This is a genomic window from Listeria marthii, from assembly GCF_014227425.1.
Taxonomy (GTDB): Bacteria; Bacillota; Bacilli; order Lactobacillales; family Listeriaceae; genus Listeria; species Listeria marthii.
On sequence record NZ_JAASWB010000001.1, the window covers coordinates 33210 to 55023 of the forward strand.

Sequence of the window (21814 nt, forward strand, 5' to 3'; positions counted from 1 at the left end):
TTTACTCTTTACCAACATACCTGATTTATAACTCAAAATAAAGCCAAATGCACGTTTTATTTACGCACATTTGGCTTTACACAAATCGAGCGAAAGCCACCGATTTACTAGCGATTAAGTACCAAACCTATTAAATCATGACACTTGCTACTTGATAAATCCCTGGTAATTCAGCAATTTTGCTAATTAAAGCTTGTTCAACTTGTTGATCCACTTCGATTACCATTAACGCTTCGTCGCCTTTTACTTTGCGGGATACTTTCATTTGACCGATATTAATTTTATGGTCAGCAATTACGGAAGAAACTGCAGCAATCGCGCCAAATTTGTCTTGATGTAAAATAAGGATAGCTGGAGCAGTTCCAGTGAATTCTAGTTCAAATTCGTTCAAGCGAATAATTTCTACTTTTCCGCCACCAATCGATGCGCCAATTAAGGTCATTTGTTGCATACCATGCTTGAGCACTAATTTTACGGTGTTCGGATGAGGTGGCTCTTCCACTTCTTCAATAAACTGGATGCGCATGCCCCATTCTTCGGCCAGTTGCGGTGATTCTTTCATCCGTGGATCATCTGGCTCAAAACCAAGCAATCCACCGATAAGCGCCACATCTGTTCCATGACCTTTGTATGTTTTAGCAAAAGAACCATATAAATGAATATCTACTTGGGATGGTTGTTCATTAAAAACAGCTCGCGCAATGGCACCAATACGACTAGCACCGGCAGTATGAGAACTTGATGGACCAATCATTACGGGACCAATAATATCAAACACGCTATTAAATTTCACTAAAATCATCCTTTCTTCTATTCATTTAAAACAAGCCCTTATTCTACAGCAAAAATATACGGATAAACGGGTTGGTCACCTTCGTGAATTTCTACTTCTACATCCGGGAATGCTTCAGTTACTTTATCAGCTAATTCTTCTGCTTTTGCAACATCAGAATCTTCACCAACAATGATTGTAACGATTTCACTATCGTCGTCTAGTAGTTTTTCTAACGTTTCGTAAGCTGCTTCTGCTAATGTAGCACAGCTGACTTTGATTTTACCTTCGACCATACCGATGAAGTTGTCTTTTTTAATTTCGACACCCTCTACTGTTGTATCACGCACGGCTGTTGTTACTTGACCGCTCGCAACATCTTCAATGGCCGCTCTCATCGCTTCTGCATTCGTCAAGAAGTCTTGATCTGCTTGGAATGAAAGAACAGCAGTAAGTCCTTGTGGAATCGTTTTTGTAGGAATGATTTGTACTTTATCATCACCTAAAAGTTGTGCCGCTTGTTCCGCAGCCATTTGGATATTTTTATTATTTGGAAGAACAAATACTTGTTCTGCGTTTGCCGATTCAATTGCTTTTACGATATCTTCTGTGCTTGGATTCATTGTTTGACCACCAGAAAGAACTACGGATACGCCCATGCTTTCAAATAGTTTCTTCAATCCTTCTCCAGCTGAGACTGTAACGATACCATATGGAGCTTTTTCTTTCGCTAGCGCTTTATCATCGCCAACAATTTCATTATGCTGTTCACGCATATTTTCCACTTTCATTTTAAGGAGGCTACCGTATTGTTGACCGTAATTTAGTACTTCGCCCGGATGTTCAACGTGAACGTGTACTTTAACTACTTCATCATCAGCAGCTACAAGTAAAGAATCACCCAGTTTGCTTAAATCTTGACGGAATTGTTCTTCATCAAAAGGTTTTAGGCCTGGTTTGTTTTCGTTAATTTTAACGATAATTTCGGTACAGTAACCAAAATGAATATCTTCTGTCGACATAAAGTCTTGCACATGGCGATGGTGTTCCGCATTGATCAATTCACCCATAGATGCCATATAGTCAGGTGCTTCTGCCATTTTGCCAGTTAGTACGCCATAAAATCCTTCATAAATAATGATAAGGCCTTGGCCGCCACTATCGACAACGCCAACTTCTTTTAACACTGGAAGTAAATCAGGTGTTTTTTCTAAAGCTACTTTCCCTTGTTTCAAAATGGCTTCCATCACTAATTCGATTTCTTTGTGTTCATTTGCTGCTGCAACGCCCGCTTTCGCAGCTTCACGAGCAACAGTAAGAATTGTTCCTTCAACTGGTTTCATAACTGCTTTATAAGCCGTTTCAACGCCTTTTACAAAAGCAGCGGCAAATTCTTCGGCATTTAAGGTTTCTTTGTTTTCAATGGATTTCGAAAAACCACGGAAAAGTTGGGATAAAATAACGCCGGAATTCCCGCGGGCACCCATTAGCAGGCCTTTCGCTAAGTTTGCTCCAACGGCACTAATTGTTTCTTTATCATTTTTCGCAACTTCTTCTGCTCCACTTGTCATTGATAGATTCATGTTTGTTCCCGTGTCACCATCTGGAACCGGGAAGACATTTAATGAATCTACAAAATCAGCATTTTTTGCTAAATTTTCTGCTCCAAGTGCTATCATTGCTGCAAATTTCTCTGAGTCTAACTGATATATACTCACTTACATAATCCTCCTTATGATTCCTTGATTACTCGGACACCTTGAACATAAATATTCACTGATTCCACTGTAATACCGAGTGTTTTTTCTAGTGTGTATTTTACGCGCTCTTGTACATTATGCGCTACTTCGGAGATTTTTGTTCCAAAGCTAACAATGATATACATGTCGATATGTATACCCTCGTCTTCTTGTCTTACGATAACACCTTTTGTATAATTTTCTCTTCTAAGAATATCTGTTAAACCATCACGAATTTGATGTCTACTTGCCATTCCAACGATACCAAAGTTTTCTTCGGCAGCTCCGCCAGCGATTGTTGCAATCACATCACTAGTAATATCGATTTTGCCAAGCTTTGTGTCGATTTCAATTGCCATTCTATATTCCTCCTTGTGGATTATATTCTCGTTCGATTATTTTTATTATTGATTTTATTTGATTATAAAGTCGTCCTTACCTATTTTACTATAATCACGGCCCTTTGGAAAGCATATCCTCAATTTGCTTGATTAAAGCTACTTTTATGCTGTCAAGTAAAAATTCTTTGCACTATTTTCGCTTATCCTCTTGCAAAGTATACTTGTTTATGATAAATTATTCTAGTGTATGAAAAACAAATGGATAGGTTATTTTAAATAAGTTATCCGAAGAGCTCTGTAAGGAGGGGTAAACTATGGCTAAAGAATGTGTTATTACAGGCCGCAAATCACGTTCCGGTAACAAACGTTCCCACGCAATGAACTCCAGCAAACGTACTTGGAAAGCTAACTTGCAAAAAGTACGGATTCTGGTTAACGGCAAACCTAAAAAAGTTTGGGTATCTGCTCGTGCGCTTAAATCTGGTAAAGTGGAACGCGTTTAATTGAAGGAGAAATCAAGTGCAGCGACAATTATGTCGGTGCATTTTTTCTTTGTCTAAAAATAAAAAAACACAGGCCACGTGCGCCTGCATTTCTTATTAATCATTACTTTGCGTTAATAAAATCATTCCACTTGTAAAAGAAAATTCTCCTACTTGCTCGACAAATTCATTGCTAGAAAGCGCCGAACCGACTGGATACGTAGCGTTATCAAGTGGATAGGCAAACCCTTTTAATGTAAGGCCTGTCACATCTTTCATCGTTGTAAAGGCGACGTATTTTTTGTCTGGTAATTTTTCAATCGTGTAGCTTCCTGGTGTGTACATTTTGATGTAGTTATAGCGGTCAATCAATTCTACGACTGGCACAGCTGCTAGAAAACGTGGTTTGGTTAACATCATTAGGTTCGCGAGTAAATGGTCTAAGCGTCCTCCTGTAGCTCCAAAAATACGTATTACATCTGGATGTTGTTCCATCGCCCAACTTAAGCCGATTTCCGTATCTGTTTCATCTTTTTCAGCGGGAAATTCAAGTACTTCGTCTACTTTTGTTTTTAAATCTGCTAATTCTTCTGTTGTCAGTGAGTCAAAATCACCCATCGCAATCGCTGGGACAATGCCTCTATCTAATAACCGTTTGGCTCCGCGGTCCACGCCAACCCAACTAATATCTGCATTCGTATATTGCTTTAAATCAGGAATTTCTGACGCGGGTCCACCAACCATAATATGAATTATCTTCATTTTTGTGTCCCCTTCTTTCCTAACAAATAAGGCTGGAACGGTTGATGGTCCCAGCCTAAGTCGACTTACTCTCCTACAATGGCACGTAATTTATCAATTGGTGTTTGACGGTTTTTATTGCCGTAAATGTAACTACCTGCTACAAATACATTGGCACCAGCGTCGCGACATAATTTTGCTGTGTCGTGATCCACGCCGCCATCCACTTCAATTTCGATGTCTAAACCTTTTTCGTCCACGATTTTTTTGAAAGCACTAATTTTCTCCAACACTTCTGGAATAAATTTTTGACCGCCAAAACCGGGATTTACTGTCATAAATAAAACCATATCAAGTTCATTTAAAACGTGTTGTAAAACGTCAATCGGTGTTGCTGGATTAAGTACTGCTCCTGCTTTTACACCATAAGAACGGATTAGTTGTAACGTGCGGTGAAGATGCGTGCAAGCTTCGACATGTACAGTAATATAGTCCGCGCCTGCTTTTGCAAATTCTGGAATATACGTATCCGGGTTTTCAATCATTAAATGAACATCAAGTGGTAGTTTGGTTTCCGGACGAATTGCCTTAACAACAGCAGGACCAAATGTAATATTTGGAACGAAATGTCCGTCCATAACGTCAATATGGATGTAGTCTGCGCCGCAATTTTCTACTTCTTTAATATCTCTCGCAAGATTTGCAAAGTCTGCACTTAAAATCGAAGGAGCTATTTTTCCCATTCTTAATACCTCGGCTTTCTGTTTTTTAATTCTTGTAAAATTTGGATATAGTGTTTATAACGAAATTCTGCTATTTCATTAGCTTCAACAGCTGTTTTAACTGCGCAGTTAGGCTCGTTTTCGTGCATACAACCGCGGAATTTACAACCACTACGACGGTCTTCTATTTCTGGAAAACAAAATTGTAGTGTTTCTGGTTGTAAATCATCCCATTCAATCGAACTAAAGCCAGGTGTATCGGCGACAAAACCATCACCAATTGGCATCAGTTCAACATGTCTCGTCGTATGTTTCCCACGACCAAGTGAATTCGAAATTTCTGCTGTTTTTAAAGTTAAATCGCTATTTAAACTATTTAACAAAGTAGATTTCCCAACACCTGATTGTCCAGCGATTACTGCGATTTTGCCGCTGATGTAGTCTTTAATCGCTTCTTTATCTGGCTCATCATTTGTTACGAACACATCATAACCAATATTTTCATAAATATCTTTATAGACCGCAATCTGTTCTTTTTCCGTGTCTGACGCTAAGTCCATTTTGCTAATACAAATAACGGGCTTGATGTCTTCTTTTTCAATCGCCACTAAAAAACGGTCCGCTAGATTCGTGGAAAAATCGGGTTCTACTGCTGAAAATACTAAAATTGCGATATCGATGTTTGCCACAGGAGGACGCACAAGGGCATTCTCCCGGGACATCACATCTAAAATATAACCATCCGTTTTATTTTCGATTTGAAATTCTACATCGTCGCCAACAAGCGGGGAAATATTTCGCTTTCTAAAATTCCCCCGTGCTCGACATTGGTAGACATTTCCTTCTGAAAATACATAGTAAAATCCGCTCAACGCTTTGATAATTTGTCCTTCCAGCACATTTCCTCCGTTCTATTTTTATTTTGGATAAGGGACTGTGCCTTCATCGATTACTTTACCATCACTCATGATTTTATAACCTGCACTAGAACCTTCTTCAATTTGGAACGTGATTTCTACCGAAGTGTTTTGTGTAATCGTCAATTCTCGGTAAGAACTTGTCATGCTGTGGTTTTTATCTTGAATATAAATTTGGATTTTCTGTGGTTGTGGATTTTCTTCATCGCTCGGTGTATAGGCGATGTTAAATGTTTTTGTTACTTCTTTGACTTGTTTTTCTTTCGGCCCAGCAGAAATGACGATTTCAATCGTATCTCCCGCAGAAACGTTTGATCCAGCTGATGGGGACTGCGAAATCACTTGTCCTTTTTCAACAGAATCAGAGTTTTCTTCTTTACTGGAAACTTTTAATCCAAGAGATGATGCATAATCTTCTACAGCAGTTTTCGTGTAACCTCGTAAGTCTTTTAGCGTAATTGGCTCTGCGCCTTTACTTACAACAAACTTCACATTAGTCGACTTAGCTACTACTTCGGTTCCTTGCGTCGGTGTTTGGCTAATGATCATGCCTTTGCCAACTTCGGAGCTATAAGCTTCCTCGGACGAAATATTTTTAAAACCTTGTTGCTCAAGTAACGCTTTTGTATCGGTATAGCTTCTACCAGTGTAGTTTTCCATTGTTATTTTTTTCGAACCATTACTTACAAATAAATTGATTTTTGTTCCTTTTTCTTTCATTTCGCCTGCTGCTGGGTCGGTATTAATGACTTTTCCTTCCGCAACTTCATCGCTATTTTTCTCGGCGGTTTTCCCGATGACAAAGCCTTCTTTTTGAAGAAGTGCAACTGCTTGGTCTTCTGTTTTACCAGAAACATCCGGTACAGCTACTTCGTCTGGACTTTTACCAAGAAGCCAAAGTAGTAAAATCGCAATGGCAAAAATGGCGATAACCGACGAAACGATGATAGCAATTTTCTTTTTCTTGCTCATTTTTTTCTTTTTCTTGCCTTTTTTCTCATCTGGTGTCGTTTCAGCTGCTGCTACTTTTCCTTCTGGGACAATGGTTTTGTCGAGATTTTTCATCGTTTCTTTCGTCGCGATGATTGGAATAGCTTTCGTATCACCATCATCTGTTGGGAAAACGTATTTAGGCTCGTTTAGTCTGTCTGGATTTAGGCATGTTTGCAAGTCTTTTTCCATTTCTTCTGCGTTTTGGTAACGTAAAAATGGATCTTTTGCCGTTGCTTTAATAATAATATTTTCTAGGCTTTGTGGTATTTCTGGATTTTGTGCTCTTGCGGACGGGATGTCTGCTTGCAAATGCTTAATCGCAATTGAAACTGCTGATTCGCCGTCAAAAGGTACTTTTCCAGTTAATAATTCGTATAAAACGATTCCTAGCGAATAAATATCTGATTTTTGAGTCGCCATCCCGCCGCGTGCTTGTTCTGGAGATAAATAATGAACAGAGCCGAGTAAGGAATTGGTTTGCGTAATTGATGTTTCAGAAAGTGCCATTGCAATCCCAAAATCGGTAATTTTCACAACGCCATCATGATCAATTAAAATATTTTGCGGTTTTAAATCGCGGTGAATAATATGATGTTGATGGGCAATGGCAACAGCAGAAACGATTTGTAACATAATATCGACTGCTTTGTCATAGCTGATTGGGTGATTTTCGTGAATGTACTGTTTCAAGTCCATTCCGTCCACATGCTCCATAACAATATAATGTAAATCATTTTCTTCACCAACGTCGTACACACTAACAATATTAGGGTGAACTAAACTCGTTGCCGATTGAGCTTCTCGTTGGAATCGACGAATAAGGTTGCTCTCATCTGCTAAATCAATGCGTAAAATCTTCACTGCAACGTCTCTATCAAGAATAATATCATGCGCCAAATACACATTGGCCATTCCGCCGCCGCCTATTGCATGTAAAATCTTATATCGATCACTTAATCGCTTACCAATCATCATGAAGCGTCCCTCCCTTTCTGCGTCAGATCTCGTTCGACTAACAGCACGGTAATATTATCTTCTCCTCCATATGAATTCGCTTTTGTAATAAATACATCTGCTTTTTCGGAAAGAGTTCGTTTACTTTTTAAAATTTCTTCCATTTCCACTTCAGGAACCATATTGGTTAAGCCGTCGGAACAAAGCAGTAACGTATCGCTCGTTTGAAAAGGTACGACAAACGTATCAACTTCTACTTTTCCTTCTACTCCAAGTGCGCGTAAAAGAATATTTTTCCGTGGGTGATTCATGGCATCTTCTTTGCTGATTTCACCTGTTCTAAGAAGTTCATGTACGAGCGAATGATCTTCGGTTAGTTGGCGCAGTACGTTATTTTGAAGTAAATAACCACGACTATCTCCAACATTAGCGATAACGACTTGCGACTGAGCCATAATTGCGGCTACAAGCGTTGTCCCCATACCATTTAGGTCCATTTCACTTTCCGCATAAAGGACAATTTGTTTGTTGACTTCTTGAATTGTTTTTTGAAGCCACGTTTCAATTTCTTCCGCGGTCAAAAGTGCGGTCGTTTCTTTCCATGCGTCGCTTAGTAAACGAACAGCCATTTCGCTCGCCACGTCTCCTGCGCGGTGACCACCCATGCCGTCTGCAACAATGACAATTGGCTGGTTGTCTTTATTTTCAAAAACGCCACCATTGTCTTCATTATGATGTCTTATTCTGCCTCTATCTGTTCTAAATTCTGCATGCATTTAAAAGCACCTCACTAATTTTTCAGGACTTCACTTTTCTAAGGCTAGAAACGAAGAAACCATCGCTTCCAATATCTGTCGGTAAAAGTTGAATATAATCGTCCTTCTTGATTTGCGCCAATTTTTCAGGAAGTACAACAGGTTCTATTTTAAATTCCGGATGCTTTTCTAGGAAAGCACGGAGAACTGTTTCATTTTCTTCCTTATCAATGGTACATGTACTATAAACTAATATACCATTTTCTTTTACCAATTGGCTAACATCATCTAAAATTGCTAATTGAATTTCTGCTAATTTGTGAATATCTTTTTCCGTTTTTGCGTATTTAATGTCTGGTTTTCTGCGTAAAACACCAAAGCCAGAGCACGGCGCATCGACTAAAATCCGGTCAAAAGTTTCAGGTTCAAACATCGTACTCGCAGTTCTTGCATCTAAATGGGCTGTACGAATATTAAGTAATTGCAATCGTTTTGCAGCTTGATCAATTAATTTGGTTTTCTTTTCGTGGATATCCAGCGCATGAACCATACCCGTACCGTGCATTTTCTCTGCGATATGGGTTGTTTTCCCGCCTGGTGCAGCACAAGCATCTAATACGGTTAAATTGTCTTCCAGTTGAAGTGCATAAGCTGCGAGCATTGAGCTTTCGTCTTGGATGCTACATTTGCCGTCTTTGTAGGCTTTTGTTTCTGCTACAGAACCCTTTTCAACAAGTAAAGCTTCGTCGATAAATTCATTACGGGTCACAGAGATTCCTTGGTCGTTTAGTTCTTTGATTAATTGTTCGGTAGGAATTTCTGTTTGATTAACGCGTATGCTTTGGTGCGGCGCCACTAGGAATGCTAGGCCGATTTCGCGCAGTTTTTCGAGACCATATTGATCTGCCCATCGTTTCGCTAACCATTCTGGCAAGCTTGTTTCGACGGCAATTTTTTGCACGGGATCTTTAATTGCATCGATACTTGGAACGCCTTTACGAATAACATTGCGAAGCACACCATTGACGAATTTTGTTACGCCTTGATGCCCAAGGTCTTTTGCAATATCGCCTGCTTCATTTAAAATCGCATGTTCAGGAACTTTATCTAAGAAAGTTAATTGGTAAACGGACATTCTTAGTAAATTTTTCACCCAGTTATCTGGTTCTTTATTTAGAAACGGCGCTAAATAGTAATCTAGCGTGATTTTGCGCTGTGTTGTTCCGTATACTAATTCAGTCAGTAAACCTTTATCAAGCGGGTTTAACTTCTGTTTTTTGAGCGCATCATTAATTAATAAATGGCTGTATGATTGATTATTTTCGATTTTAATGATGAGTTCGAGTGCAATTGCACGAACTGTTTTTTGTTTTTTCATTTATTCACCAAACCTTGTCGTCTTGCTTAGATTTCTGCCAGCACCGGACATGAATGAATGAATATCCATCTTCGGTTTTCCTGCTGGTTGGATTACTGTTGGTACGATAAGTGTGCCGTCGCCTGTAACGATTTTAAGCGTGGTTTTATCCGTTAAAATTGTCCCTGGTTCACCGGTTGTTATTGTCGCTTCATACGTTGCTTCCCAGATTTTAAACGGTTTTTCTTCGAGAGTTGTATAAGCAACTGGCCAAGGAGACAGTCCGCGAATTTGATTGAAAATACTACGTCCCGGTTTTGTCCAGTCGATTTTTTCTTGTTCTCTGGAAATATTGCGCGCGAACGTTACTTTTTCTGGGTCTTGTGGGATAGCGGTGATTTTCCCGGCTAAAAAGTCTGGGAGTGTATCCATTAATAATTCCGCGCCTAGTTCGCTTAATTTATCGAACATCGTGCCAGTATTATCTTCGTCTGTAATTGGAATTTTGCGCTGGCTAATCATATCGCCAGCATCCAGTTTTTCTACCATATACATGATAGTCACGCCTGTTTCCGTTTTCCCGTCAAGCAGTGCATAATGAACCGGAGCACCACCACGATATTCTGGTAAAAGTGACGCGTGGACATTGATGGCGCCGTGTTTAGGCGATTCTAGTAAACTATTCGGCAAAATTTGGCCATATGCGGCTGTTACAAGCAAGTCCGCTTCAAGCGCAATAAGTTCCTCTAGTTCGCTAGATGTGCGTAATTTTTCTGGTTGATAAACTGGGATATTTAATTCTAAAGCGGCTTTTTTGACAGGCGGAGGTGTTAGCACTCGTTTGCGCCCCACTGGTCGGTCTGGTTGGGTAACCACTGCAATAACATCATACGCGCCGGCTAATTGTTCTAAAACCGGGACGGAAAATGCTGGTGTTCCCATAAAAATAATTTTTGTCATTGGTTTACTCCTTTTACATTAATACGTAAGGTTGTACGTCAATCGTTATCGTTAAGCCTTTTTGTTGGTCTTTTTGATAATGGGTGATTAAGGTTTTTAGTTCTTTTTTTAAGTTGGGTTCGATTTTATATTTTATGATGCATTGATAGCGATATTTGTTTTTGATTCGGGTGATGGTGCTCGGTACAGGGCCAAGAATAACAGCGTCAGGACCTAACTTCCCTCGTAAAAATTGGGCCATTTCTTGAATAGTGCGAATGGCTTTCATTTCATTTTCATCGCTAACATTAATCATTGTTAAGTAATAAAATGGCGGGTAAGAGCCCATTTTTCGTAGTTGCATTTCGTGATTATAAAAGCCGATAAAATCGTGTTTTTTGGCGAATTCAATACTGTAATGCTCTGGATTGTAGCTTTGCACGACTACTTCACCGGTTCGTTCGTGGCGCCCTGCTCGTCCGCTTACTTGTGTGAGTAATTGGAAAGTTCGTTCTGAGGCGCGGAAGTCTGGTAAATGGAGCATCGTATCAGCATTTAATACGCCGACTAAAGTAATATCTGGAAAATCCAGCCCTTTGGCAATCATTTGTGTTCCGAGCAAAATATCCGCTTCGTGATTGCGAAAGCTATTGAGTAGCTTTTCATGGGCGCCTTTTGTTCGAGTTGTATCAACATCCATTCGAATAACGCGGGCTTCTGGAATTAATTTTGTTAGGCTTTCTTCTACTTTTTGTGTGCCTGTTCCAAAATAGCGAATATGTTCGCCTTCGCAACTTGGGCATTTTTGCGGGACACGTTCTTCATGACCACAGTAATGACACTTCATTTGGTTGCTCGATTGATGATAAGTGAGTGAAATATCACAGTTCGGGCATTCCAAGACATAACCGCAATCCCGGCACATTACAAAGGAAGAATAACCACGGCGATTCAGCATTAAAACCGTTTGTTCTTTTTTGACGATTCGGTCTTTGATTTTTTCTAGCAATTCCGTGGAAAATTCGGTGCGGTTTTCTTTGCGTAATTCTTCGCGCATATCCACCACATTCACTTCAGGCATTGCGCGATCATTGACCCGGCTCGGCAATTCAATTAACGTATAAACACCCTTTTTCGCCCTTGCAAAAGATTCAAGTGACGGGGTGGCGCTTCCGAGAACGACTGGACATTGGTATTTTGTTGCCCGCCAAATCGCTACGTCTCTTGCATGATAGCGCGGATTATCTTCTTGTTTATAGCTCGCTTCATGTTCTTCATCGATAATGATAATACCGAGATTTTCAAATGGGGCAAACACGGCGGAACGAGCGCCTACAACCACACGCGCTTCTTTTCGTTCGATTTTGCGCCATTCGTCGTACTTTTCTCCAGAAGAAAGTGCGCTATGTAAGACGGCAACTTCACTCCCAAAGCGACTTTTGAACCGTTCGACCATTTGCGGGGTAAGAGAAATTTCTGGTACTAGGACGATGGCTTCTTTGCCTTCTTTTAATTTGGCTTCGATTGTTTGCAAGTAGATTTCGGTTTTCCCACTTCCGGTAACCCCGTGAATTAAGAAAGTTTCTTGCTCTTTTGCGGCGTTAATTTTCTCGCAAGCTGTTTGTTGATCTGGTAGTAACTCAAGCGATTCACTTTTTTCAAATTGGTGGTTTTCGTATGGGTCGCGCGAAATGATTTTTTCTTGGATAGTGAGTAAACCTAGGTCTGCTAGTTTTTTGATGGTTGTATCGGTTGTTTCGGCTTGTTTTTTCAGGTCAACAGCGGTAATTTCTGTGCCTTCAAATGCTTGGAAAAATGCGAGTACGCGCGATTGTGCTTTGGCATTTTTCGGCATATCTTCTATTATTTCAGCTAGTTGGTGTGGTGCTTTTAGGCAGCTCACAACGCGCACTTTTTTGTTGGTGATTTTATTTTTCACTTGGTAGACAACTTCGACGCCGCCTTCTCGCACCCATTTGCCAATTTGTTTGAGCAAACCGCGTGCTTCTGCTACTTTCCAGTCAAGCGTTTCATAACCTTCAAATAGCTGTTCTAGTTCTTCGTTTTCCTCGTCTAACCGCAAAAAATATTTTTCATATTTCGCCCGGAGAGCAGCTGGCAACATGGCTTGGTAAGCAGAGACGCGAAAACTAAGCGTATCTTCCGCTAACCAGTCGCCAAGTTCCATCAATTCTTCGTTTAAAACTGGGGCTAAATCCATCACCCCGTCAATTCCTTTTAATTTCGGATTTTCTTCTGTTTCACCAAGGGCAATGACAAATCCTTGTATTTTACGATTTCCAAAGGGGACACTTACACGCATACCAGAGCGAATAAGTTCTTCTAAATCTTCTGGAATAAAGTAATCAAATGGACGATCCACTTGCATGGCTGGAACGTCCACAATCACTTTCGCAATATTAATCATTCGTTCACTTCCTTAAAAAGTTAGCAGTTTCTTCGATGATATGTTCAGCAACTTCTTTTTTGTCTAGTATCGGTAACGCTACGCTAGAACCATCTTTACGATAAAAGGTCACGATATTCGTATCTCCAGAAAAACCTGCGCCAGCTTCGCTAATATTATTTGCGACAATCATATCGGCGTTTTTCGATGTTAGTTTTTTGAGGGCATTTGCTTCTAAATTTTCTGTTTCAGCGGCAAAGCCTATCACGACTTGCTCGGCTGTTTTATGTTGCCCGATTTCGAGTAAAATGTCTTTTGTTCGTTTCATTTCAATCGTAAAATCGCCTGGTTGTTTTTTGATTTTTTGGTCTGAAACGTTTGCCGGCGTGTAATCGGCAACTGCTGCGGTCATCACAAAGACATCTTGCGCGACTTTGCGTTCATCCACAGCTTGATACATTTCTTCTGCGGATTCAACATAAATTGCTTCTACGCCAGGCGGTACGGGAAGTGCCTTGCTTGTCGTAACGAGTGTAACGTTTGCGCCATGACGAGCTGCGGATTCTGCAATACTAAAGCCCATTTTTCCCGTGGAATGGTTGGTGAAATAGCGTACTGGATCTAGTTTTTCGCGAGTCGCGCCGGCTGTGACTAGCACGTTTTTATCGCGTAACAAGTCTTTATCTTCTTGAAAAAATTCAGCAATACGGAGAACGATTTTTTCTGGTTCTTCGAGGCGACCGCGGCCAACGTAGCCACATGCTAAGTAACCTTCTTCTGGCTCGATAAAACGGACTCCATCTGCGTATAATTGGTTAATATTTCGAATGACTGCTGGGTGCTGGATCATATGGACATTCATTGCAGGTGCGACCCAAACTGGGGCTTCGGTTGCAAGAATAGTCGTTGTTACCATATCGTCCGCGATGCCATTAGCCATTTTGCCAATCACGTTTGCAGTTGCTGGTGCGACAATAACTAAATCAGCCCAGTCGGCTAAATCGATATGCGCGACTACGCTAGATTTTTTTTCGTCAAAGGTATCGGTATATACGTCATTTTTGGATAATACTTGGAACGAAAGCGGCGGAACAAATTCCTGTGCGTGCTCGGTCATCATGACTTTGACGTTTGCGCCTGCTTGCGTTAATTTGCTTGTAAGTGCGACTGCTTTATAAACAGCAATGCCACCAGACACTGCGAGTAAGATATTTTTCCCTTGCATCGATAAGTCACCTCATTTTAATATAAAAATCATTACTTCCATTATACCTTAAATTAAGACAGGACAAAACCATGAAGAAACGACATTTCCGCTTATTTTTTTGATGCGTCTAACTAACAAAAAAGCCCCGCAATGAAGCGGAGCAGTTTGGCTTATTTTTCGTCGTTTTGTAAAACTAATTTTCCAGCGTGAATTTCTTCTAACGCTTTACCAACAAATTTGTCTGATTGGTAGCTTGGCAATACGCCTTTATCATTTTCTAATTGCATGTAGCGCGCACGTTTGGCGGCCACTGTAACTAGCGAATATTTTGAGTCGATTTTTAACAATAAATTATCAATTGATGGATATAACATCATTGTAATCCCTCCAACATTTTTTTGTAGCGATGAATTACTCGCTCAGTTTTTAAGTGTTCTGTTTCGACGATGCCTTTGATTTTTTGTACGGCGTTTGCTACAACATCATTCACCACAGCATAATCATAAGACGCCATCATTTCGATTTCTTTTTTCGCTGTTTCCATGCGTTCCTCAACAACTTCCATCGACTCTGTGCCGCGACCGATAATCCGGTTTTTTAGTTCGGATAAATCTGGTGGCGTTAAGAAAATGAAAATTCCTTCTGGCATCGCTTTTCGAACTTGCATTGCTCCTTGTACTTCAATTTCGAGAAAAATGTCCACTCCTGCGGCTAGTTTTTCCTCGACATATTCAAGCGGAGTGCCGTAATAATTACCGACGTACTCTGCATATTCTAACATTTTTCCGTCTTCAATAGCTTGTTCAAAAACTTCTCGCGAACGAAAATAATAATCGACCCCGTCTTGTTCGCCTTCACGAGGAAGACGCGTTGTCATGGAAATAGAATAATCAAAACTTGTTTCTGGATCTTTAAAAACAGCTTCCCGAACAGTTCCTTTACCTACTCCAGATGGACCTGAAAGTACGATTAACAGTCCTCTTTCTGTCATCATTTCCCCTCCTGCATATCATTCCACATTTTGCACTTGCTCTCGAATTTTTTCTAGCGTCGTTTTCATTTCCACCACTTGTTCGGTGATTTTCAGCGAACTAGCTTTGGATCCAATCGTGTTGATTTCGCGGTTCATCTCTTGAATAAGAAAATCCAGCTTCCGACCAATTGGTTCTTCGAGTAAAATAATACCATAAAATTGTTTTAAATGGCTCTTTGTTCGTTCGACTTCTTCGTTAATATCTGCCTTTTCAAGCAGCAATGCGACTTCCGTAAGAACGATACTAGGATCAAATTGTTCGCCTACAACGTTCTGTAAACGGGTTTCAATTTTTTCTTGATAATGTTTTTCTGTGTTTGGAATTTCGGCTTGAATGATTTCCAAGCTGTTCTCGAGTGCAGTAAGATGTTGTTTGAAATAAAGCAGTAATTCTGCGCCTTCGATACTTCTCATCTCGTCTAATCGCTCGGTTGCGCGGGCAAGTGTTTCTAAAACCAATCGTTCTAATTCGCTGCTTGCTTCCGCGTCTTCCTCAATAGAAAGATACGCTTGGTCTTGTAGTAAATCGCTCATAGTCGGTAATTCTTGTAATTCATATCTAGCGCTTGCTTGTTTGATAAAACGGTAATAGCTGTCTGCGAGGTCCCAATCAATATGTAGTTCACGTTTTGAAATTTGCTCTCCTGTGATGGAAAAGAAACATTCAATTCTACCACGTTTGATTTGCTTACTTACGGTCTTTTTTAATTTCCCTTCTAAATAAGCGAGCTGCTTTGGCATCCGAAAAAGGAATTCGGAGTAGCGGTGGTTGACTGCTTTTAATTCAATGGTTACTTTGAACGCTTCAAATTCTTTCGTAGCACGCCCAAATCCCGTCATGCTTTTCACCATTTGGCAAGACACCTTTCATAACTTAAAGTTCCCTCTAAGATTACTTGAAATTTGTTCTGACTTCTTATTATACCAAAGCTACTCCTTGCATACAATACATTTTCGGAATGTATGTTAAAATAGAAAGTAACTAACTCACAAAGGAATGAATAACTAATGGCGTTTGATGCAATGTTTTTAAAATCCATGACCGAAGAACTTGCCGAACACGGAGAAAGTGGCCGCATTATGAAAATCCACCAACCGTTTTCGCATGAACTTGTTTTATATATTCGAAAAAACCGTGAAAATAAACGTCTACTTATCTCCTCGCATCCTAGCTATGCGCGCATTCAGTGGACGGATGATATTCCTGAAAACCCAGCAACGCCGCCAATGTTTTGTATGTTGCTCCGGAAATATTTAGAAGGCGCGATTATTGAGTCAATTACGCAACTTCCAAATGAACGGATTTTACAATTTAGTATTCGCGGCAAAGATGATATTGGCGAAAATCGTTTTTGTGATTTATTCGTAGAAATCATGGGGCGTCATAGTAATATCACCCTTGTTGACCGCGCGAAAAATGTCATTGTTGACTGTATTAAACACGTTTCTCCAGCACAAAATAGCTACAGAACACTTTTACCGGGAGCGACGTATGTTTTACCACCAGCAACGGATAAACTGAATCCATTCGAGGTTACTTCGGAGCAAATTCTGGATAGACTTGATTTTCCAGCGGGTCGAATTGATAAACAGCTCGTCCAAAACTTTGCGGGATTCAGCCCTTTGCTTGCTCGGGAAATTGTGTTTCGCGCTGGAAACTTAACGGCAGATTCGCTTGTCGCTGCCTTTTTTGAAGTAATGGGACTTGTGAACGACCATCTAGGAAGTGCAGCTGTTCCAAACGAGTGGCGCATCCAAAATAAAGAAGATTACTATTTCTTCCCGCTCCGTCATGTCGATGCGGAGCTTACGGAATTCGCCAACTTGAGTACTCTTCTAGACCATTTTTATATCGGCAAAGCGCGTCGTGATCGCGTCCACCAATTCGCGCATGATTTGGAAAAACTATTATCCAATGAACTGGCTCGTAGTAGACTGAAAATCGAAAAACTTGAAAATACTTTACTCGAAACAGAAAAAGCAGATGTTTACCGCATCCAAGGCGAACTGCTTACTGCCAACTTACATTTAATGGAACGCGGCATGGAAGAAATCACCGTCGAAAATTTTTACGATGATATGAAAAAAATGACGATTCCACTTGATACTCGAAAAACACCATCTGCCAATGCGCAAAGTTACTTTAGCCGTTACCAAAAACTGCGTAATGCCGTCGAAGTGGTGAAAGAGCAAATCGAACTGACAAAAGAAGAAATTACTTATTTAGAGTCTGTTGAGTCTCAACTAGAAACGTCCGGTCCGCAAGATGTGGAAGAAATCCGCCAAGAACTCGCTGAACAAGGTTACTTGCGTTATAAACAGAAAAAAGGTAGCCGTAAAAAAGCCACTTTACCTACTCCGGAAAAATATACCTCTTCGACTGGCTTAACGATTTTAGTCGGGAAAAACAATAAACAAAATGACTATTTAACGAATAAACTGGCTCGAAATAATGAATATTGGTTCCACGTGAAAGATTTGCCTGGTTCCCATGTAGTGATTCAGTCGAGTACCCCCGATGACACGTCGATTACAGAAGCTGCGATGATTGCCGCTTACTACTCAAAAGCGCGTCTATCTGCCACCGTTCCCGTTGATGGCACGCTCGTAAAACACGTTAAAAAACCAAATGGCGCCAAGCCCGGTTATGTCATTTACGATAATCAAACGACTTATTTTGTTACGCCAGATGAAAAGCTTGTGTTAGCCTTAAAAAATTAACGGTTCCTTCTCGGAGCCGTTTTTTCTTTTCACTTTTAGGGTAGATGTTAACTGACTTTACTTTTTTATTGGAAGGATGATAGAGGAATGAAAATTTTATTAATCGGTGCATCTGGTACGCTTGGTTCTGCGGTGAAAGACCGTTTGGAGAAGAAAGCCGATGTGATTACTGCGGGTAGACATAGCGGCGATATTACGGTGGATATTACGAGTATCGATAGTATTAAAAAAATGTATGCCCAAGTTGGCAAAGTCGATGCGATAGTTTCAGCAACAGGCAGTGCCACTTTTTCACCTTTAACGGAATTAACGCCTGAGAAAAATGCGGTGACAATTAGCAGTAAATTAGGCGGTCAGATTAATCTCGTTTTACTTGGTATTAATTCATTGAATGATCATGGCAGTTTCACGCTTACTACTGGAATTATGATGGAAGATCCAATTGTTCAAGGGGCTTCTGCTGCAATGGCAAATGGCGCGGTGACTGCTTTTGCTAAATCTGCTGCGATTGAAATGCCGCGCGGAATTCGGATTAATACGGTGAGCCCGAACGTTTTAGAAGAATCTTGGGATAAATTAGAGCCTTTTTTCCAAGGATTCATACCAGTTCCAGCTGCAAAAGCCGCTCGTGCGTTCGAGAAAAGTGTTTTTGGTGCGCAAACTGGCGAAAGTTATAAAGTATATTAATAGAAAAAGAAGCTCACCTATATTATGGTGAGCTTCTTTTTATTTCCCCCAGTTTTCCGGGCTTTTCTTCCATTCTTTTAGCGTGGCCATATCTTCGGCTGTCACGTAATTTTCACTTAAAGCTACTTCAATTAACTCGTCGTAGTTCGTCAGTGTTACTAGTTTTGTACCCGCTTCTTCCAGCAACTTTTTCCCTTTATCTAATCCGTATGTAAAAATGGCCGCGATCCCAACGACTTCTGCTCCCGCTTCTTCTAGTGCTTCCACTGCTTTAAGTGAGCTTCCACCTGTCGAAATCAAGTCTTCAATTACGACTACTTTTTGGCCTTTAGCGATTGGTCCTTCGATTTGGTTCCCTTTGCCATGTTCTTTTGCTTTTGAACGAACGTAGACCATTGGTAAATCTAGTAAGTCGCTCACCCAAGCAGCATGTGGAATTCCAGCTGTCGCGGTTCCTGCAACAACATCAACTTCGCCAAAAGTTTCCTTGATTTTTTCCACAAGTGCTTTGGCGATAAACTGGCGAACTTTTGGAAAGCCTAATGTGAGGCGATTGTCACAATATATTGGTGACTTAATTCCTGACGCCCACGTAAATGGATCATTTGGTTTTAAAAATACGGCTTTGATTTCTAGTAATTGTTCAGCTACTTGTTTTTCGATACTCATGCATTCCACTCCTTTAAAACTTGATTATATGCTGCTACTGGGTCATTTGCGCGGGTGATGGAGCGACCAACGACAATGTTTGAAGATCCAATCAAACGCGCTTTTTCCGGTGTTACGACACGGATTTGATCGTCTGCTGCATCACTTGCTAGGCGAATACCTGGTGTTACGCGTAAAAAATCAGCGCCATTTTGTTGTTTGATGGCTTCTGCTTCGAGCGCGGAACAAACGACGCCATCTAGCCCTGCTTGTTTCGTTAAATCGCTATAATGTAACACGGACTCAAGCAGGCTCGTTTTTATTAATTGTTCACTTTTCATGTCTGATTCGCTTGTACTTGTTAGTTGCGTCACTGCGATAATTTTTGGACGTTTACCGCTCCTGGAACCTATTTCAAGGCCTTCTCGAGCTGCTTCCATCATATTCTTTCCGCCAGCTGCATGCACATTGACCATATCAACGCCTAATTTTGCCAAGCCAATCATCGCGCTTTTGACAGTGTTCGGGATATCGTGGAGTTTTAAATCTAGGAAAATGGCATGATTTTGTTGTTTTATTTTTTCAACTATGGCTGGACCGTTGCTATAAAAAAGTTCCATGCCGACTTTGACAGATAAACTTTCTCCGGAAAATTGGGCTAAAAAACTCTCTACTTCTTCATAAGTTTGGAAATCTAGCGCGATAATGGGTTTATTCATTGAGTTGCTCGCTCCTTTTTCAGTTCTTGTAGGGAAGAAATGCCGAGTTCATCCATTCGTTTTGGCAGTTCAGTGATTAATTTCGGGCAAATAAATGGGTCGGTGAAATTCATTGTGCCTACTGCTACTGCATCTGCTCCGGCGATTAAAAATTCTAGCACATCATCCACTGTTTGCACGCCCCCCATGCCGATGATTGGGATATTACTTACGGCGCGGACTTGGTGAATCATTCGGATTGCGACTGGTTTAATCGCGGGGCCAGAAAGTCCACCGGTACCATTTGCGATAACTGGTTTTCTTGTTTTTAAATCAATGCGCATGCCGAGTAAGGTGTTTATCATCGTCAGCCCATCTGCCCCGGCCGCTTCGATAGCTTGGGCGATGGAAACTATATCTGCCACATTGGGTGATAGCTTCACGTAAACTGGCACACTGGCGACACTTTTCACAGCTTTGGTTAAACGGTGCGCTACTTCTGGATCTGTTCCGAATGCGATACCGCCGTGCTTCACATTTGGACAGGAAATATTAAGTTCGATGGCTTTCACTGCTTTGGATTCGCCGATTCGGGCGCACACTTGAACATAATCGTCTTCTGTTGCACCCGCCACATTGGCGATAATCGGTGTTTCAAATTGTTCTAAAAATGGAAGTTCGTGGGCTAAAACATGTTCCAAACCTGGATTTTGCAAACCGATGGCATTAAGCATTCCACTCGCGGTTTCGGCTACTCGCGGGGTAGGATTTCCTAGTCTAGGTTCTGGTGTTACAGCTTTGGCCATAATCGCGCCAAGTTCATTTAAATCGTAGTATTTGCTATATTCTTGTCCGAAGCCAAAACATCCTGATGCTGGCATAATCGGATTTTTCAGCGATAATCCGGGAATTTCTACAGCTAATCGGTTCATAACTTCACCTCATCCGCACGAAAAACTGGACCATCTTCGCACACTTTAAATTGCTTGTTCGTATCATCCGCTTTTGGACAAACACAGGCGTAACAAGCCCCGATGCCACAAGCCATTCGTTCTTCTAATGAAAGATACGTTTTCGTTTCTGGAAAACTAGCTTTCACTGCTTGGAGCATCGCTTTTGGTCCGCAACTGTAGATGACATCTGGTTCTTCTGGGAAATTTTTCGTAATATCTGTGACGAAACCTTGTGTTCCAAGCGATCCATCCACTGTCGCAATATGCACCGTGCCATATGCTGTCATTTCTTTTGCATAAAAACTATCTTTCGCAGATTGGAACCCATTTACAAACGTGACTTCTACGCCTTTTTCAGCTAACTCTTTGCCGAGTTGGTACATAGGAGGGACACCAATTCCACCCCCGATTAAAAGAGCGGTTTTTGGCGCGGGAGTCGTATCAATATCGAAGCCCTTTCCAAGCGGACCTAACACATCGATAGTATCCCCTCCCGAAAGCAGGCTAAAATCTTTCGTCCCATCTCCTTCTACCCGGTAGAGCAAAATGCATGTCTGCGCCGTTTTATCGTAAGAACAAATGCTTATCGGTCGTCTCATGAGCAAATCAGAACGACTCGGTTTCAGCATTAAAAACTGTCCTGGTGACATATCGGCTACACATTCCCCTGTTAAAATTAATTCGTATACTTTATCTGCAATTTCGGTTTGCTGAATGACTTTCATTTCCGTCTGTAACACGGTTCCAC

The 21814-nt window shown here is 40.9% G+C and carries 21 protein-coding genes and 1 pseudogene; 3 read left to right on the top strand and 19 right to left on the bottom strand.

Features of this window, described 5'->3' with window-relative positions:
- Window positions 1-130 precede the first annotated feature (130 nt).
- The 3 genes from sdaAB to HCJ55_RS00205 are packed head-to-tail and all read right to left on the bottom strand — an operon-like array spanning window position 131 to window position 2870.
- Window positions 131-793, bottom strand: coding sequence for an L-serine ammonia-lyase, iron-sulfur-dependent subunit beta (sdaAB, locus tag HCJ55_RS00195; protein WP_008948156.1), 663 nt, complete (start codon window positions 791-793; stop codon window positions 131-133).
- Between the two features lie 38 nt (window positions 794-831).
- Entirely contained in the window at window positions 832-2490 is a 1659-nt protein-coding gene (locus HCJ55_RS00200) for a fatty acid kinase ATP-binding subunit FakA (protein WP_185516579.1), read from the bottom strand.
- Between the two features lie 14 nt (window positions 2491-2504).
- Entirely contained in the window at window positions 2505-2870 is a 366-nt protein-coding gene (locus HCJ55_RS00205) for an Asp23/Gls24 family envelope stress response protein (protein WP_008948158.1), read from the bottom strand.
- Between the two features lie 296 nt (window positions 2871-3166).
- Between HCJ55_RS00205 and rpmB the strand changes: the two genes are divergently transcribed.
- Entirely contained in the window at window positions 3167-3355 is a 189-nt protein-coding gene (rpmB, locus tag HCJ55_RS00210; protein ID WP_003720131.1) for a 50S ribosomal protein L28, read from the top strand.
- Between the two features lie 96 nt (window positions 3356-3451).
- Here the strand turns inward: rpmB and HCJ55_RS00215 are convergent, their stop codons facing one another.
- The 12 genes from HCJ55_RS00215 to HCJ55_RS00270 all read right to left on the bottom strand — a co-directional run bounded on the left by HCJ55_RS00215 (window position 3452) and on the right by HCJ55_RS00270 (window position 16211).
- Window positions 3452-4096, bottom strand: coding sequence for a thiamine diphosphokinase (locus HCJ55_RS00215; protein ID WP_008948159.1), 645 nt, complete (start codon window positions 4094-4096; stop codon window positions 3452-3454).
- Between the two features lie 65 nt (window positions 4097-4161).
- On the bottom strand, window positions 4162-4818 hold the full coding sequence (rpe, locus tag HCJ55_RS00220; protein WP_008948160.1) for a ribulose-phosphate 3-epimerase: 657 nt from the start codon (window positions 4816-4818) through the stop codon (window positions 4162-4164).
- Between the two features lie 2 nt (window positions 4819-4820).
- Window positions 4821-5696: a ribosome small subunit-dependent GTPase A gene (rsgA, locus tag HCJ55_RS00225; protein ID WP_185502078.1), complete on the bottom strand. Its 876-nt coding sequence runs from the start codon at window positions 5694-5696 to the stop codon at window positions 4821-4823.
- A gap of 18 nt (window positions 5697-5714) precedes the next feature.
- A complete protein-coding gene (pknB, locus tag HCJ55_RS00230; protein WP_185516580.1) occupies window positions 5715-7682 on the bottom strand; it encodes a Stk1 family PASTA domain-containing Ser/Thr kinase in 1968 nt (655 codons plus the stop codon).
- Window positions 7679-8437 (bottom strand): Stp1/IreP family PP2C-type Ser/Thr phosphatase, encoded by a 759-nt coding sequence (locus HCJ55_RS00235; protein WP_008948163.1) that lies wholly within the window; start codon window positions 8435-8437, stop codon window positions 7679-7681. Before HCJ55_RS00235 ends, pknB begins: the two co-directional genes overlap by 4 nt.
- A 22-nt stretch (window positions 8438-8459) precedes the next feature.
- Window positions 8460-9794 (bottom strand): 16S rRNA (cytosine(967)-C(5))-methyltransferase RsmB, encoded by a 1335-nt coding sequence (gene rsmB / locus HCJ55_RS00240; RefSeq protein ID WP_185505960.1) that lies wholly within the window; start codon window positions 9792-9794, stop codon window positions 8460-8462.
- Window positions 9795-10733, bottom strand: a complete 939-nt coding sequence (fmt, locus tag HCJ55_RS00245; protein ID WP_185516582.1) for a methionyl-tRNA formyltransferase — start codon at window positions 10731-10733, stop codon at window positions 9795-9797.
- Window positions 10734-10746: 13 nt separating this feature from the next.
- Entirely contained in the window at window positions 10747-13140 is a 2394-nt protein-coding gene (priA, locus tag HCJ55_RS00250; protein WP_185516584.1) for a primosomal protein N', read from the bottom strand.
- 4 nt (window positions 13141-13144) lie between these two features.
- Complete coding sequence (coaBC, locus tag HCJ55_RS00255) at window positions 13145-14344, bottom strand: bifunctional phosphopantothenoylcysteine decarboxylase/phosphopantothenate--cysteine ligase CoaBC (RefSeq protein WP_185516586.1); 1200 nt, start codon at window positions 14342-14344, stop codon at window positions 13145-13147.
- 152 nt (window positions 14345-14496) lie between these two features.
- Window positions 14497-14700, bottom strand: coding sequence for a DNA-directed RNA polymerase subunit omega (gene rpoZ, locus HCJ55_RS00260; RefSeq protein ID WP_003762944.1), 204 nt, complete (start codon window positions 14698-14700; stop codon window positions 14497-14499).
- The gene (gmk, locus tag HCJ55_RS00265; protein ID WP_185516912.1) at window positions 14700-15317 is read right to left on the bottom strand and encodes a guanylate kinase; all 618 of its coding nucleotides are present in this window, start codon (window positions 15315-15317) and stop codon (window positions 14700-14702) included. Before gmk ends, rpoZ begins: the two co-directional genes overlap by 1 nt.
- Window positions 15318-15335: 18 nt before the next feature.
- Window positions 15336-16211 carry a YicC/YloC family endoribonuclease gene (locus tag HCJ55_RS00270; RefSeq protein ID WP_185503917.1) on the bottom strand — a complete coding sequence of 292 codons (876 nt, stop codon included), beginning with the start codon at window positions 16209-16211 and terminating at the stop codon, window positions 15336-15338.
- 156 nt (window positions 16212-16367) lie between these two features.
- Here HCJ55_RS00270 and fbpA point away from each other — a divergent pair, with 156 nt between their 5' ends.
- Window positions 16368-18080: an Rqc2 family fibronectin-binding protein FbpA gene (gene fbpA / locus HCJ55_RS00275; RefSeq protein ID WP_185516588.1), complete on the top strand. Its 1713-nt coding sequence runs from the start codon at window positions 16368-16370 to the stop codon at window positions 18078-18080.
- 87 nt (window positions 18081-18167) lie between these two features.
- The gene (locus HCJ55_RS00280) at window positions 18168-18767 is read left to right on the top strand and encodes a short chain dehydrogenase (RefSeq protein WP_185516590.1); all 600 of its coding nucleotides are present in this window, start codon (window positions 18168-18170) and stop codon (window positions 18765-18767) included.
- 39 nt (window positions 18768-18806) lie between these two features.
- On the opposite strand, the gene pyrE is transcribed toward HCJ55_RS00280, so the two are convergent.
- The 4 genes and pseudogenes from pyrE to HCJ55_RS00300 form a co-directional block, all read right to left on the bottom strand.
- Complete coding sequence (gene pyrE, locus HCJ55_RS00285) at window positions 18807-19436, bottom strand: orotate phosphoribosyltransferase (RefSeq protein WP_185516592.1); 630 nt, start codon at window positions 19434-19436, stop codon at window positions 18807-18809.
- Window positions 19433-20134: an orotidine-5'-phosphate decarboxylase gene (gene pyrF, locus HCJ55_RS00290; protein ID WP_185516594.1), complete on the bottom strand. Its 702-nt coding sequence runs from the start codon at window positions 20132-20134 to the stop codon at window positions 19433-19435. Before pyrF ends, pyrE begins: the two co-directional genes overlap by 4 nt.
- Window positions 20131-21045, bottom strand: a complete 915-nt coding sequence (locus tag HCJ55_RS00295) for a dihydroorotate dehydrogenase (protein ID WP_008948173.1) — start codon at window positions 21043-21045, stop codon at window positions 20131-20133. Before HCJ55_RS00295 ends, pyrF begins: the two co-directional genes overlap by 4 nt.
- Window positions 21042-21809: pseudogene (locus tag HCJ55_RS00300) on the bottom strand (dihydroorotate dehydrogenase electron transfer subunit); the annotation flags it as partial. The pseudogene HCJ55_RS00300 and the gene HCJ55_RS00295, both read right to left, overlap by 4 nt.
- Between the last annotated feature and the right edge of the window lie 5 nt (window positions 21810-21814).